Source organism: Paenibacillus sp. TSM33 (assembly GCF_056099025.1).
The window spans coordinates 46,682-62,535 of the sequence record NZ_JBLZXB010000017.1 but is presented as its reverse complement, the minus strand read 5'-3'; the positions used below and the strand labels follow the sequence as shown (position 1 = coordinate 62,535).

The 15,854-nt window shown below is 44.3% G+C and carries 10 protein-coding genes and 1 pseudogene; 6 read left to right on the top strand and 5 right to left on the bottom strand.

The genetic code is table 11. The features are described 5' to 3' along the window. Positions 1-389: 389 nt before the first annotated feature. A complete protein-coding gene (locus tag ACN6NF_RS12185) occupies positions 390-815 on the bottom strand; it encodes a glycoside hydrolase family 3 N-terminal domain-containing protein (protein ID WP_474317951.1) in 426 nt (141 codons plus the stop codon). 204 nt (positions 816-1,019) lie between these two features. Between ACN6NF_RS12185 and ACN6NF_RS12180 the strand changes: the two genes are divergently transcribed. Then, positions 1,020-1,697 (top strand): response regulator transcription factor, encoded by a 678-nt coding sequence (locus tag ACN6NF_RS12180; RefSeq protein ID WP_016820900.1) that lies wholly within the window; start codon positions 1,020-1,022, stop codon positions 1,695-1,697. Positions 1,698-1,884: 187 nt separating this feature from the next. Further along, a complete protein-coding gene (locus ACN6NF_RS12175) occupies positions 1,885-2,772 on the top strand; it encodes a HAMP domain-containing sensor histidine kinase (RefSeq protein WP_474317950.1) in 888 nt (295 codons plus the stop codon). An 88-nt stretch (positions 2,773-2,860) separates the two neighbouring features. Here ACN6NF_RS12175 and ACN6NF_RS12170 read toward each other — a convergent pair whose 3' ends face one another. Beyond that, entirely contained in the window at positions 2,861-3,376 is a 516-nt protein-coding gene (locus tag ACN6NF_RS12170) for a TetR/AcrR family transcriptional regulator (RefSeq protein WP_016820902.1), read from the bottom strand. A gap of 337 nt (positions 3,377-3,713) precedes the next feature. Between ACN6NF_RS12170 and ACN6NF_RS12165 the strand changes: the two genes are divergently transcribed. The 4 genes and pseudogenes from ACN6NF_RS12165 to ACN6NF_RS12150 form a co-directional block, all read left to right on the top strand. Then, entirely contained in the window at positions 3,714-3,848 is a 135-nt protein-coding gene (locus ACN6NF_RS12165; protein ID WP_016820903.1) for a hypothetical protein, read from the top strand. Beyond that, complete coding sequence (locus ACN6NF_RS12160; RefSeq protein ID WP_474317949.1) at positions 3,845-4,816, top strand: alpha/beta hydrolase; 972 nt, start codon at positions 3,845-3,847, stop codon at positions 4,814-4,816. Before ACN6NF_RS12165 ends, ACN6NF_RS12160 begins: the two co-directional genes overlap by 4 nt. A gap of 512 nt (positions 4,817-5,328) precedes the next feature. Next, positions 5,329-6,261, top strand: coding sequence for a poly(ethylene terephthalate) hydrolase family protein (locus ACN6NF_RS12155; protein ID WP_474317948.1), 933 nt, complete (start codon positions 5,329-5,331; stop codon positions 6,259-6,261). Positions 6,262-6,489: 228 nt separating this feature from the next. Next, positions 6,490-6,633: pseudogene (locus tag ACN6NF_RS12150) on the top strand (helix-turn-helix domain-containing protein); the annotation flags it as partial. 268 nt (positions 6,634-6,901) lie between these two features. Here ACN6NF_RS12150 and ACN6NF_RS12145 read toward each other — a convergent pair. The 3 genes from ACN6NF_RS12145 to ACN6NF_RS12135 form a co-directional block, all read right to left on the bottom strand. Next, on the bottom strand, positions 6,902-10,903 hold the full coding sequence (locus tag ACN6NF_RS12145) for a GH32 C-terminal domain-containing protein (RefSeq protein WP_474317946.1): 4,002 nt from the start codon (positions 10,901-10,903) through the stop codon (positions 6,902-6,904). 190 nt (positions 10,904-11,093) lie between these two features. Further along, positions 11,094-13,367: a GH32 C-terminal domain-containing protein gene (locus ACN6NF_RS12140; protein ID WP_474317945.1), complete on the bottom strand. Its 2,274-nt coding sequence runs from the start codon at positions 13,365-13,367 to the stop codon at positions 11,094-11,096. Continuing rightward, positions 13,364-15,832, bottom strand: a complete 2,469-nt coding sequence (locus ACN6NF_RS12135; RefSeq protein ID WP_474317943.1) for a PfkB family carbohydrate kinase — start codon at positions 15,830-15,832, stop codon at positions 13,364-13,366. Before ACN6NF_RS12135 ends, ACN6NF_RS12140 begins: the two co-directional genes overlap by 4 nt. Positions 15,833-15,854: the final 22 nt, after the last annotated feature.

Here is a 15,854-nt window from a genome sequence, read left to right as displayed (position 1 = left end):
AATCAATAAACCAAGACAAAACGATACATAAAGCATTAAATGTAACATGCTGATAAAAAAAACAGCAAACACCATTAATTAATGTCTGCTGTTTTACACCTTTACTAACATTAAGCTAACATGAAATAAACTATACAACATCGGGTGCATAATTATATACCGACAAATTATCTGGCAATCGTTTTGCCTTCAAATACGGCATTATCTTCAGTATTCATCCCCTTAATGTCTTAGAAGAAACAATATAAAATATGTCATTATAACAAACATAGAGGGTTCTGCGCCTCTCTCGAAGACACTTCTCCAGATTTGCGCGGGTCAGCGGATAGGCTGCCGTCTCATTGTTCAAAGCGTTCATCAAATCTTCATGGTTTTCCTGCCGCCAGGCATCATGATGTCATTGCCCGTTCGCTGACCACGCTATTGGAATTGAAGCGGTTGGTCTCCTGGTTGTTGCAGACAAAATGCTTGACCGTGGCACCGCAGCCCGGATGTTTTTGGGCTCCCAAGACGATGCCAACCGCCAATTTGCCGCTGATAAGAGGATCCTCCGAGAAATACTCAAAGTTCCTACCACAGAGTGGATTGCGATGGATGTTCATCGCCGGTGCCAGCCACAGGTGCACGCCTAACCGTTTCATCTCCTCCCCCACAATGTCGCCGCACTCCTGGCAAACCGCCGGGTTCCAGCTCTGGGCAAGGGCCGTGCCTACGGGAATGGCCGTACAGTTCTGCTCGCGGATCTCACCATTGCGATTCTGGCCTGCCGCAGCGGGGTAGATGCCCAGCAGAATATTCAGCAGCGCCTCCGGCAAACACCTAATTTTACAATCAAATGAAAATATTAGATATTCAGAACATCCGGGGGTTTGATGAATTGTACTTCGCTGGACATACATTACCATGAGTATATAAACTGAAAATAAACAAAAGCGTCGTGCTCGTTGTTCACTTCAAGCAGTACATTGTGATAGAATGCCAGTTCAGTTATTAAAGAGTAACGGAAAGGATTGAGGGGAATGTTTCAAATTCTCGTTGTAGAAGACGATAAAAATACGGCCAAATTAATGAAAACTATCATTGGGTCTGCAGGATACGAGGTGTTTTTGACGGAGAATGGCATCGTGGCATTAGAATTATTAGACAAGCAGCATATTGATTTAATTGTTCTTGATATCATGATGCCTCAAATGGATGGATTCGAGTTGACTCAAACGATCCGCGAGAGCAAAAATGATATTCCTATTCTGATGGTTAGTGCCAAACATTTACCGGCAGACAAACGTAAAGGCTTTATGGCAGGAACAGACGATTACATGGTCAAACCTGTGGACGAAGACGAAATGCTACTTCGGATTAAGGCTTTGCTTCGGCGAGCCAAGATCCAGAATGAACGGAAGCTTCAAATAGGAAAAATCACGCTGCAATACGATGAATTATCGGTGTCAAGAGAGAATGAAGTGCAGACACTGCCGCAGAAGGAATTTTATTTATTGTACAAATTGCTGTCGTACCCAGATAAAATTTTTACCCGTATTCAGTTAATGGATGAAATTTGGGGCATGGACTCTGAAACAAGTGATATCACGTTAAATGTTCACATCAACCGTTTAAGAAAGCGATTTGGCGATTATCCGGAATTTGAAATCATATCCATCCGAGGAATTGGCTATAAGGCGGTAAAACATAGTGAGTAGAAGGATAATAAACTTTATCAGAGAGAGATCTTTACGTGGGTTTGGACTAACTTTTATGTTTACGTTCATTGTGTTGTTTATTTTGCTCATATCCATTTTTCTTTCGTTGGTCATTGTCGTGTTTTTCGTGTATATCGGACTCTACACTTCCCCTCCAGCCGAAGATCCAAATTCAGGAGGTGGCTTAGTGCTTGTTACATATTTTGTAACAGTGAGTATTCTGGTCAGTATCCTTGCATCGTTGATATTTAGCCGAATCCCGCTCTCTCCCATTCGAAAAGTTATACATGCTTCTGAAGAGCTGGCCAAAGGGAATTTTTCCGTCCGTATTCACCTTAAGGGGCCAAAAGAGTTAAGAAAGTTGAACAGAAGTTTTAATCACATGGCTGAAGAACTCGGTAGTCTTGAAATGCTGCGGTCCGATTTTATTAATAATTTTTCGCATGAATTTAAAACACCGATCGTTTCCTTACGAGGGTACGCGAAAGTTTTGAAAAGAAAAAACTTATCAGATGAGGAACGCAATGAGTATTTGGATATCATCATCAATGAATCGGAACGTTTGGCAGAACTTGCCACAAATGTGCTTCAGTTATCCAAGATCGAAAGCCAAGCCATCATCACTGAGAAAACGACTTTTAACTTAACCGAACACATCCGAACGGTTATTGTATTGTTGGAGCCGAAATGGTCGGCGAAAAATATAAGCTTTCAGTTTGATTCGTCTGAACTGATGGTTACTGCAAATGAAGATATGCTTAGTCAAGTTTGGATCAATCTTCTGGACAATGCCATTAAGTATTCGACTTCGAATTCCGAGATCACAATCGATATGAATTCGAAGATTCAACATGTTAGTATATCTATTCACAACAACGGTCCAGAGATTGATGCCTATCAGCAAAAACACATATTTGATAAATTCTATCAAGGAGATCCTTCTCACGCCTCCCCGGGCAATGGATTGGGTTTAAGTATTGCGCAAAAGATTGTTATACTGCATGGTGGGACGATCCGGGTTGCAAGCTCAGATGACACAGGTACAACTTTTGAAGTGATTCTTCCTTCACCCTAGAAATAATCCCATTTTCTCAGCATCTAAATTGAGAAAATGGGATTATTCACTTCTGGAAAAATGTCCAAATGCCCACAACCTCAGGAGATTAATTTTTATTTAAATCACGATTTTTCAGAAGTAAAGTCATCTCTTCTGAAGTTTCCTGCATACCTCTAGCAAACCATTCTTCAATCCATCCGAACAATCCATATGAAAAATAAGCTGCTACATAAGCACCGAAGTTTGGATATTCTGGTTTTGGTCCGAATAGTTCTTTGAGTATTTCCTTCAGCAGATAGAACAATTTCCTTTGGCTAAGAAGCAGATAAAAATCTCTATTTTTACTAAAGTGTCCAAACAAACTCCCCAAAAGTTCATCTTCCGATGTACCACCACTATCTTGATATTCCTTATACCAACTGTCTATTAATTTATAAAGATATTCTTTCAGCACATCTTCTTTTTCATCATAATTCCTGTAAAACGAAACGCGACTTACTTGTGCTGTTGAGGTAAGATCACTGATTGAAATCGCCTTAAGTTCTTTCATTTTCAACAAATCAAGAAGTGATTTTGTAATTTGAAGCTTCACATGTGTGTTTTTCAATCTTTTATCTTCCACGTTACATTTTTTCCTTTCTGTATCATTTTCTATTGATTCATTGATTCAGATTTTAACCAATGATACATTTGTTACACAAAAAATGATACGTCTATTTTATGGAGTTCATACAACGGATGTATTCTAGATAAAGGAGAAAATATGATAACAAAGGACCTCTGATCACCTGTTAAAATTGTAGTTGAGCCAATTAAGTGACCAATCGATATCAGCTTCCTAGCGTATAGTTCGGTATGTTGTAAAAAGGCCCAAATTCCGGCACGGAAAAAAGTCTGAACATTAGGATAAAACAACTCAAGGGGTAACATCACGAAGAAATTGATAAGGAGATTAAGAGATGACACTTTCACAAAAACGCATGGTTATTCTGATTTTAGTTATCATCGTAGCTGCCGTTTTAGGCCGTCTTGCGGTGCGGGCATTTATGAATTTTTTGCTCGGCGGTACACTGTTTGGAGGTAACTTCTTATGAAAAATGAGAGAAAAGGCAGAAAAAAAATGTTGTGGGGATTTATTTATGTTGGTGTTTTTATTCTTGTGTTCACGACTTCAGCAATCATCAAAATGACATACAATCCACTGTCTGGAGAGATGCAAGTTCATTGGAATGACACCGTTGGGCATGTATATTCAGATATCGTCTATGACGATAAGGAGCAAAATAAATTTGATCTCTATGTTCCAGCAGATAATACAAAGAAAAGCTATGGTCTTGTCGTATATCTCCATGCAGGAGGTTTTTCAACTGGTGACAAAAGTGATGACGCCAATATGCTGAGATGGCTTACTTCAAAAGGTTATGTCGCCGCTGGTATTAATTATACGCTGCCTAATGAAAATAATCCCGAAGCCAGTGTATATACTATGTCACAGGAAATCAAAAAAAGTATTCCAGTTGTAAAAGCGGAAGCGGAAAAGTTAGGCTACAATCTCGATAGAATGGCGATATCCGGCGGCTCGGCAGGTGGAACTTTGGCGCTATTGTATGCTTACCGTGATGCGGACACCTCTCCTATTCCTGTAAAAATGGTATTTGAGATGGTAGGACCACCGAGCTTTTATCCAGAGGACTGGGCTACCTACGGTTTGGATCAGAATCCAGAGGCAGCAGCAAATTTATTCAGCGTTATGTCTGGTAACACGATTACAACAGATATGATAGGAAAAGCAAGCTATGATACAGCAGTCAAAGATATTTCACCGTTTATGTGGATTGATAAAAATTCTGTACCAACGCTAGCTGCCTATGGAAAATACGATAAGGTCGCTCCGTTCGGAACAGTAAAATATCTGATCAACGCATTGGAAGAAAACAATGTTCCCCATGATTATTTCGAGTTTCCTCATTCGGGGCACGGTCTGCAAAATGACAATAAGCTATATTTAAAATATATAGAAAAGTTGAATGAGTACCTGGAACGATATATGGGGAGTGAATAAGACAGATTAGATCCGCTGTTCTGTTTGAGACAACAAAATGTGACAGATTTAGAGAAGGTACTATTTTTAAAAGGTACTATTTTTAAAAACTACCTTCTCTTCTCTACTATCCAAAGTGAAAACGAAAAACTTAAAATAACCGTCAAAAAAGCAGGTTTATGAATTAAATTTGAAGTTTAATATTTCCTAATTCATTACGCTTAACAAGACAATATCTCTTTCAGGTTATACGGCTTCAACATATGTCTGAGCAGGCTTTTCCGCCCGTGTTTATCTCTTCTTGAGTCTTTTTGCCATATGAAATGAGAAATCGTACTTCATTATGCTACCTATTCAAGTTAACTACATATGCTTTTTATTTAGATATATAACTAAACTAATCGGTCTATGCTTACATCAGTTTATTTTCAGTTTATTCAGATCAGGTATACTACTTCAAGGAAACAAGGCAGACAATCCACAAGACCTCCGCTAAATTTATAATTTATTGAGAGTTAAGGAGATATACGTGCATGAAAAAGATGTTGAAAATTACTGGTTGTATTATTTTTATCATTGCAGTACTGATTGCCGCTTTGTTGATTTACTTAGCAAATAATCCTTCCGTTCCGAATAATTATACGGAAACAGTCAAAACAGGCGGCGAGTTGGAAGCAAAGTATATAGCTATGGGTGAGCACGAGGTAAGTTATTTTGAAAGTGCCGCTATGATGTCATTTAAGAAATATGAGATTTTTTATCCGGCGGATATATCCGAAATGAATAGATCGCTCCCCGTTGTTGTATTTGTCAACGGAACAGGGATCACAGGCTCTAAATATCAGGCACTGCAAAAACATCTTGCCTCTTGGGGATTTATCACAATTGCCACAGAAGAAGAGTATGCATGGAATGGGTTTTCCGCTGAAATGTCTGTTCGGTATCTTGAGCTTTTGAATGAATACAAAGATAAAATCAATGGTGGGGATAATGTTTTTTATAAGAAGATAGACCTCGACCATATTGGTATTACCGGACATTCACAGGGCGGCATCGGTGTAATAAACGCTATTACAGATCAGAAGCATTCTGACATCTATAAAGCTGCTGTAATGTTGAGTTCCGCGAAGACCGTGATGAGCGAATCTCTGCAATGGACATCTGATCCTACGCTCATCAAAGCACCAACTATGATTATTGGTTCCACTGGCAACACAGATGAGCAGATTGCACCTCTGGAAAGCCTGCAAAAACTTTATAATGACATCCCCAATAATATCACAAAAGTGATGGCAAGAAGAAATGATGCCGATCATGGGCAAATGCTTTACTATGCAGACGGATATGTAACCGCATGGTTTATGTACTATTTTAATGGCGATACCGAAGCAGGAAACGCATTCTTCGGAGAGAATGCTGAAATTTTATCTAATGCAAACTTGCAGGATATTAAAAAAAACCATTAAGGGATTTGTGAAAGATTCGTGAGCGGTTTTCCACCCCATACATTTTCGGGCAATGGTTGATTAAATCAAGCGAACGCTCCAAAGCCACATCGGATACTTGGGCAAAGTCTGTGCCTTTAGGAAAGAACGGTACAGTCTAACTCTCAATTTTCGGCATTGTATATGACCGACCAGATGCTGGAGATTACGAAATTTACTCATTCGCATTAACGATTCCAGGTTTCCAAATATGAAACCGGAGATATTACACTGGATATCGATACGCTCTATGCCATAGCAATTGTATTAAATGTACAGGTAGAGCAGTTGTTGCACACTGAGCCCAAAAACCGTTTGATTAGCAAAAAAGGTGTCCCTTCAGCTGAATATTAAACCATACCACGAAACCTTTCTCTGACTAAGGTTAGAATTTATTATTTTTTCATTAATGTGCGCTCACTCGCCATAATCCTATGGTTTCAGCCAAGGGATTATGGCGAATGAGCATTAAATTAAATACACTCTAATCTCCCATCCAAATAAAAATTGATTCAGCTTCGTTTTACAAGTACCTGCCCTTTTCCTTTGCCATTTCGAATGACAAGCTATCTGAGTATTCGGTTTGTTTGGAGTGACTACAAGACTCACGTAGTAACAAGAGTCAGTTGTTGGTTTTCTTCTTTACCTGAACAGGTACATTAAAATCATCTACGTTGATATGTCCAAACCCGCCTTTGGATTGGTCGACCACCTTTATATAAAGCTCCTCGCCGATATAATCCGACGCATCCCAAATCTTCCGTTGATATTCCTCATAATTGGTCGCTGTCTCTTTAAATAACTCTTTGCCGTCCGACACCCGAACCAGCGCAACATACAGACGATCTATATCCCGGCCGCCGCTGATAAGGAAGTTGATCTTACCGTTCCCACCAAGGACGAAATTTTGAGATCTTAGCGCTCCGGTTAAGCTGTCGCCGCCGGCTTGCTCGTTGAAGCCCCACAAATGGTAGCCGCCCGGAATTTTATGCGACGGGTTGAAGTAAATGTTGTCCCAGAAGAACTGGGTATTGGTCACATGGACATTCTGGAAGGCGTCTCCTTCCGTCATCCATCCTGTTAAGTCGCCCGTAGCAAAATCATGGTTAGGCAGCTCTGTAATATCCTTATACACAGAATTATCCCACTTATCGGGTACATAGACCGGAGCAGCTGGTTTACCCGTTAAGGCATTCATATCCCATACTTGCATGGATTTGATATTGATATCGCCATCGGCCCAGATCTGTAAGCCTAAGGAATCGTATCTGCCTACATAGACACGAGTTGTCAGCTTCTTCTTGTAATTTGCAAAGGCTTCAATGACCGAGCGATCGAGAAAGATATGGAGTTTCAAGTTCTCTCCTTCAAGATCTACATATCCTCCTTGAATGCCGTCCACACGCACATCCGGATCAATGCTGCTCTTGGTTCGATCCACGTTAAATGTCCCGTTCTTCTTGTCGTAGTAAATGAGCGTCTCTTCTTGGCCTTTTTCCGAGCGTCGCACCTTGAGACCAAATTTCTGGGCCTCATGCGGATCAATCTCCATCACAATCTCTAGCATGTCGCCTTTGACATTCTTAATCAATTGATTGGCACTTTCCAAATTTTTGTCCGAAAAATCAACCCATTTTTTCCCTCGAAGGCTCTGTAGTTCTTTAATCGGTTCGATATGCAATTTATCATGCTTATCGAGGCTTAGGGAAACCGGCAAAGATAAATTATGAGCCCATCCGGATTGATATTCGGCTTGCGGTGTTCTTACATTTTGCACCATGGAAAATACGACCGATCTTCCGTCGGGTGTGACCAGACCGCTCTCTGCGGTTAAATAGCCGTCACCTACATCCATTTTGGAGGGTGCCTCCTGATCAGGAATAAATTTAAAGTTATCCCGGTCCCAGGTCCCGATCCAGTAAAAGACCTCAACATCTCTTTGCACATCGTTCGCTGGAGGAACATGCTCCGGCTTTTCATGGGGATTAATCATGAAAATATATTTTTGCTTGCCCGTACTATCCGTGCCTAACGGCAATAACACTGGTAGCTCCCATACCGTCCCCAACTCCGGATAACGGCTTCTGTCACTAACGTATAACGGCCCCTTATATTCCCAATTGTACATATCATCGGATACATACACCAAAGCTGTGCCGCTGCTGAAGTCTGGAAGACCAGATGTCACTAGCTGATACCACTTGTCCACCTCTTTGTCGTACCATACAAACGGATCGCGGAACTCGTTGTGGATGCCTTTTCCGTTCTGCTCCGTTACCGGTTTAGGATATTTCACCCATTTTTCCAAATAGGGATCGGACAAATCCGCCGGAGTTGCCAACCCTGTTCTTTGGTTCGGCGACAAGGAGTCATTGCCAGCGGTATAGAACAGAACAGGATTGCCGTTTCGATCATACGCTGCACTGCCTGACCACGTGCCGTCCGGATCTAGGGTGCCCGCTTCGGGCGCAAGAGCAGGTCTTACATTTTCCCAGTTCACCATATCGTCACTCACCCAATGCCCCCAGTGGATTTGATGCCAGAATGGACCTTGCGGGTTATGTTGATAAAATAAATGGTATTTGCCGTTATAGTAAATCGGTGCATGTGCTTCATTCATCCAGTTTTGCGGAGGCATCGCGTGGTACTGGGGTCGATGCTGATCTCCGTCAAACACACTTGGATCTTCATCAATGTCCGCATTCGGAATTTTCGGAATTGAACCTCCATGAAGCTCCTTCACGCTCTCATATCCAGCAAGTATCTCCTGGTTCGTAAGGGCCTTATTATGCAGCTTCACTTCATCTAGAAGTCCGCTGAACATATTGAAGGAGAACACCCCTGCTAGCTCTACAGGTTTATTATTTTTCCCGATAATCAGGCTTTCGGTAGATGGTGTGATCGGAACGTTGACGGGGGTTGCTTGGGAAGCCACTTCCTCACCGTTTAGATATAACTTAATTTTTCCATCTTCTTTACTGAAAGTAGCGGCCACATAATTCCACTTGTATTTTTCCAACGGGTGATCCTTTACCCATACCTGAATCCACTGACCACCAATGCCTACTTGCATCGACCATGTACCGTGCCGATACATACCAAGAGAAAAGCCTTCCGCTTTATCTTGGTCGGATTGGTTTACGATCGCAGACAGCTTGTTTCCGTCTCCCCACTCATAGCTACGCGGTGCAACCCAAGCTTCGATGGTTAACGCGTCGCTTACAGGCACAGTATCGTTTGCATTGACCTCAATATAATTCGAGTATCCATCGAACAATAAGGCGCCGCCTTTTATTCCGCGCGGAGTCCATCTCGGATCCTTCGATGCCATATACCTGGCGTTGTTAAATACATAGTTCACATCGTGCTTAAGATTGTGTACTTTCTCCAGCGCTTTCTTTCCTGCGCCTTCATCAAGGTTTAAGTAGAAAATAGTACCCTTACCACTTGCTTGGAAACTATCAACGGCAATGCTGGCTTCATTGGAATGATCGACAACCTTTACATAGAGCTTCTTGTTGTAGTGTTCTTGTACTTTCCATGAGATTTTCTCGTTCGCACTGACATTCCCGGTTTTCATAAGCAATGTATTGCTGTTCGCATCGTAAAGTGCAACGTATGCGTTTTCTGGTTTGAGGATATCCAAAATAGTAAAGTTAATTGTTCCGGTTCCCTGAAGCGTGAAAGAATTAGAAGTGATGGAGCCCTTTCCTTGTAGGGAGGATTTGGCATAGAAGTTCCCTTCTTTGCTCGCATGAGCTTCATCAGTCACTTGAAAAGCATCTCCCTCAACCGTCCAGCCATCGAGATTTCCGGTTTCAAAGCTTGGATTATCGATTTCATAGCGCTTGAAATCCGGCTTGATATCCGTCGCAACAATTCCTTCAGCTGGCTCCGACTCATGGTACATGGAGAATGCGTCCGCAAAGATGACTCCCCAATCCGAGGTTGCATTGTCGACGACCTCCACATACAGTTTCTTGCCCAAATATGTGGAAAGATCCGCCTTGTATTGCACCATATTGGCAAGCCGCATGCCCAGCGCGGGATCTGGGAAGCCAACGTCGGCGAATGCGCTATTTCCGTATCGGCCAATAACTTGTCCTGTATCGACTTCCACAATATTTATAAATACCTTGTCTGGGTTTTTCGCACCGCCAAGCCTGAAGCTGATCCAGCCGCTGCCGCCCAGCTCGAAAGTGCTTGAATGAAGTATACCTGTCGCAGATTCGTCATACTTCCAGCCGTTTAAATGATAAGCTCCTTCCTGGTTATACGGTATTTTTTCCGCCCACCAAGTTGTTTCGTCGGTTACGCTATTCGGACCGAACGCATCGCCTTTGACAACGGTCCATCCCGTCAGATCTCCTGTTTCAAATCCAGGATTCCGGATTTGATAGACTGAATCCGGAACTGACAATCCCATGTCATTCTTAGGAATATTCTTGATTTGATAAATCGCATCTGTAACCGATGATTTCACATCATTCTTAGGAATGAGCGTTTCTCCAGCAACAGTTCTATTTTCGGATGCGACAGAGATTCCCGGAACAACAAGCTGGAGAACCATAGCCCATATAACCATTCTCGATATCCAACAATTTCTTCCTTTGGCTTTCCTCATTCTCGAGCCTCCTTCGAAACTTGTTATACTTGCAAACATCAATACCTCATTTCGAAATGCTCTCCTTGTACAAAGTTGAATAGTCATGAAGAAGGGAGAATATGAATGAAACGTTTCCAAACGGAGGAATACAAAATTACTTGATCATTTGTACATGACCCCATTCGTAAGGAGCGCCTAAACAATCGTCTTACCAAATGGACTGCATATCCCATATATCCAAGGATTTAACAAACGGTTCTCCATCTCCCCAAATCTCGAGTCCCAAAGCATCCATACGGCTCGGATATACCCGGGTTGTCAGGCTTTTCAATCCGTTTGCATAGGCTTCGACCATGGAGCGGTCCAAATAAATGTGGAGCTTCAGATTCTCCCCAAGTAGCTCCAACTTACCGCCTTGAACCCCTCCGCACTTTTCTCCCGGGTGCAGCGTCGTTTTCGACCGGTCGACCAAGAGCATCGCTTGATTCCAATTATAATACAGCAGAGTTTCTTCCTCTCCGTCTGGTGTACAACGGACCTTGATTCCGAATTTTTTGGCGCTGCCGGGCTCTAATTCCAATTGAATCTCAAGCATGTCACCATGAACATTCCTAAGCTGTAAATTAGTTTCAGCCAATGACTGGTCCCGAAGCGATAGCCGCTTGGGGCCACGCAGCGATTGAAGCTCCTGAATCGGCTCTATTCCCAGACGTCCGTCATCCCTCAAATACACGCTTAACGGCAAGCCTCCGTTATGAGCCCAGCCCGACTTATATTCCATCTCGGACGTCCTGTTGCCTTGGGCTATCGTAAAGACGATATTTCTGCCGGTCTTCGGATCAACCATTCCACTCGGTCCGGTAAAATGGAAATCCCCAACGTCAATCAATTGAGGTTCTTCTTGATCGGGGATGAACGAAAGATTTTGCTTGTCAAGTTGTCCGATCCAATAGAACACCTCGACATCCGCTCCCTTCCCCACAGGGCTGACAAGCAGGAGATGTTTGTTCACCCCCTGCTTGTCACTGCCAAGGGGAAGAAGCACAGGGAGCTCCCAGATGGGTCCAAGGTAAGGAAACTTCTGAATATCCGCTTTAAAAAATGGCCCTTTATACGTCCAATTCAGCATATCCTGTGACGCAAATGCCAGTGCTGCTCCTCCTTCGATTCCGGACCCGACCAGAGCATACCAGCCGTCATCGTCCTTCCATACGAATGGATCTCGGAAATCCCCAAATGCGCCCATTCCCTTCTTCTGCACGATCAACGGCTCTGGATGTTTGACCCACTGAACCAGATCCGGGTTTCCGTCAAGGGTATAAGTACTTCGGGCAAGCGCTACGCTCTGATTCGGAGAAGCGCTGTCATTACCTGCCGTAAAGAACAAGACAGGAAGTCCGTCAGCATCATAGGTTGCGCTTCCCGACCAGATCCCGTCCGGTGCGAGCTGATCCTTTTCGGGCGCCAGGGCCACGGGTAGATCACGCCAATGCACCAAATCCTGACTTACCCAATGTCCCCAATGGATCTGATGAAAGAACGGCCCCTGCGGGTTATGCTGATAGAACAAATGATATTGCCCATCAAAATAGATCGGTGCATGGGGTTCGTTCATCCAATGGGCCGGCGGGCTAACATGATATTGCGGTCTGTGCCGATCAAGTAGCAGTGGCGTTCGGTCCAGCTTGATCTCGTCATAGTTTAATTGCGGCCGGATACCTTCATGAAAGATATCCAGCACATGCCGATAAGAAGCGGCCACTTCTTCCGCGCTCAGCGCCCGATTATAAATCTTGAGTTCATCAATGATACCGCTAAACATGTGCAGGCTGAACACTTCCGCCAGCAGGCTGCTATGGTTATTCTTGCCAATCAGAAGATCCGTGTCCGCCGCCTCAGCTAGGCGGGAACCACGAGGCACGGCAGCTGAAGCGATTTCACTGCCGTTCAAATACAGCTTGATTTCCCCTTGGTTCCCATCGAACACAGCATTGACGTATGACCATTCATTCTTCGGCAGTTCATGGCCGTCTGGCGACCAAAGTTCCTTCCATTCCCCTCCTTCCAGCCCGACTTGGAAGGACCAGGAACCGTGACGGAACATGCCGAGCAGATAACCCTGCTTGCGGTCCAGGTTGTAGCGGTTCACGATGGCGGACAATTTGCCATCATCCCCCCATTCATAGGAGCGTGGGGCTACCCATACTCCTATGCTTAACGCTGATCGATACTCTGGCTCGGTGTTCTGATTTCCCTCATCGAACGAATGCGCAATGTAAGTCGAATAACCATCGAACAGAAGCCCATTTCCAATTACCCCCTGTCTCCACCGTGGAGGGCAAGGTTTAGTAAACTCCGCTTGGTTAAATACGTACTGGATTTTATCCTGGACTTGGGATACGCTCTCCAGAGCGCTTGTACCGGTTCCTTCATTGAAGGCCCAATACATGATCAATCCCCGATTATCGGTTGCATGGCTCATACTTCAACCCTCCTTAATGTCTGCTTCGTTGGACCATTGGGAATATGGATGGAGTTAAGAGCATGCATATAAAACGAGTTCACTACAACTTCCCCTGATTTCGTACTTATCTCAATACGATCCATCGGAGCATCAGGGAATATTTGATCCGTCAGTGCAACCAAACCCTCATTCGCGTACACTTCAACCGCGTTGCGATCCAGCCAAATATGCAGTTTGATCTTCCCATTCTCCGAAACCATTCTAGCACCGTGCTTGCACGCAAACGATGGGTGGAAATCAGTCAGGCCCGATTTCGAACGGTCGATGAATAGCCATTGGCGCACAGGGTCATATCCGATAATAGTCTCACTTTGCCCAGAGGACTTCATTTTAATATGAACCTCGTCCCCGGAACGAATGTCGATATCCGCTTCAATTTCAAGCAGAACATCATTCATTTTTTGCGTAAACGGCACCGCTGGCTTAACCTTAACCTCATTCCAGCAGAGCGTTCCTTTCCGCAGCTGTTCTATTTCCCGAACAGGCATTTGGGTCAGAACTACGCCCTCGTCTCGGCTGGTCAATGACAAGACGCGAGGCAGAGTCATTGTGCCTCTCCAGGCCCCGGTAGGCGTTTGGTTAGCATATTTCCAGTTGCTCATCCATCCGATGATCACACGCCGTCCATCCTGCTCAGCTATATCCGACCAGGTGACCCCCGCATAATTGTCCCGGCCAAAATCCAGCCACAGGATATGATCGGCCGGATGGTCATTGATGAACGTATTTCCGTCGAACTCTCCGATAAAGTATTGCGTGCGTGAGCCTTCCGGACAGTTGGGATTATCTCCGATGCTTATGATAAGTACCCATTTGGAATGTCCGCTGTCATCAACCGGTAATTCAAAGAGATCAGGGCATTCCCAAACTCCGTCATGCGAGCCTTCACTCTTTCCGAATTCGCCTGACAACGACCATTCACGTAAATTGTCGGAACGATAAAACCGAACGTGGTCTCCAGCGACAAGAGCCATAATCCAGCATTCACTTGGCGAATGCCAGAACACCTTGGGGTCCCGGAAGTCGACCAGATCATGCTCGTCGAGTATTGGGTTCCCCTCATATTTGTGCCAAGTTCGGCCTTTATCGCTGCTGTAAGCTAGGCTTTGCCGCTGGCGAGGTTGTCCGGTCTCCGGACAGCTGTCTGCATGAGTGAAGAGTGCGATCAATCCATGGGAACCATCGAACAGTCCGCTGCTATTATTCCAGTCAACCACACAGCAACCGGAGAAAATAGCGCCGTGCTCATCCGGGAACAGAGCGATAGGCATATGCTCCCAATGAACCAGGTCTTGGCTTACAGCATGACCCCAGTGCATTGGTCCCCATTGGTTACTATAAGGATGGTGCTGATAAAACAGATGATAGGCTCCTTCGTAATAGACTAATCCGTTGGGATCATTCAACCAGTGGGAGTGAGGTGAAAAATGAAAACCCGGCCTAAATCTATCATCATCGTGCTGTTTATTTGTCTCGATTATCTGGGTAATTTCATCTTTCGTCGGCATAGATTGAAGAGCCCCTTTCCGTGTGGTTACTAATGCACCACCGGCATTAGCAAAAGTTAGCATACCGATGATTTGCTGTTTGGTCAGCTGATTCAAAGAAATACCAGCATTCAGTATCTTATATAACAAGCAGCCCAGAAAAGCGTCGCCGGCTCCTGTCGTATCAATGGCCTCTACTTGAAAACCCGGCACATATCCGTCATGACCTGCTAATCGGTAATAGCAGCCTTTTTCCGCTAAAGTTACGAAGATCCCAGCGATGCCGAATTGCTGTTGCAGCTCTAGCGAGCCTTTTTCAACATCAGTTGTACCCGTTATAAAGTGGAGCTCATCTTCCGATATTTTCAGGATGTCGGCATACTTCATGCCCCAAAGGATATTCTGTTTCGTTTCCTCTTTACTCTCCCATAAAGCAAACCGGATATTCGGATCGAATGAAAGCAGGACTCCTGCCTCTTTAGCCTTCACAACTGCCGCTCTTGTTGCCGTACGGGCCGGCTCATGGGTCATCGACAAAGAACCAAAGTGCAGTGCATGGCAGTTTTCAATCCTATCGAACGGGACATCCTGCGTGCGCAAGTATGTATCCGCTCCTGGTTTCCGGTAGAAGCTGAACGATCGGTCTCCGTTGTCATCCAGATGAACAAATGCCAGCGTTGTATTGGCTTCATCTGTAAACGTAAGCGCAGACACGTCGATACCGCCGTTCATCAAGGTATCGTGCAGCAAGGAACCGAATTGATCATCTCCAACTTTGCTAATCAACGTCGCTCTAGCTCCTAAACGGGATAGAGCAGCTGCTACGTTAGCCGGAGCCCCTCCAGGATTGCATTCAAACTGCCCGTTGCCTCCCGCTGTACGACCTGATGGCGTAAAGTCTATCAATACTTCCCCAATGGTTATTACATCAAGCACAGTTTTCTCCCCACCTATCGTT

What these genes read in the sequence shown, in the direction of transcription:
- ACN6NF_RS12180 (WP_016820900.1), top strand. Translation starts at nt 1,020, where the DNA reads ATGTTTCAAATTCTCGTTGTAGAAGACGATAAAAATACGGCCAAATTA.
- ACN6NF_RS12165 (WP_016820903.1), top strand. Translation starts at nt 3,714, where the DNA reads ATGACACTTTCACAAAAACGCATGGTTATTCTGATTTTAGTTATCATC.
- ACN6NF_RS12160 (WP_474317949.1), top strand. Translation starts at nt 3,845, where the DNA reads ATGAAAAATGAGAGAAAAGGCAGAAAAAAAATGTTGTGGGGATTTATT.
- ACN6NF_RS12155 (WP_474317948.1), top strand. Translation starts at nt 5,329, where the DNA reads ATGAAAAAGATGTTGAAAATTACTGGTTGTATTATTTTTATCATTGCA.
- ACN6NF_RS12145 (WP_474317946.1), bottom strand. Translation starts at nt 10,903, where the DNA reads ATGAGGAAAGCCAAAGGAAGAAATTGTTGGATATCGAGAATGGTTATA.
- ACN6NF_RS12140 (WP_474317945.1), bottom strand. Translation starts at nt 13,367, where the DNA reads ATGAGCCATGCAACCGATAATCGGGGATTGATCATGTATTGGGCCTTC.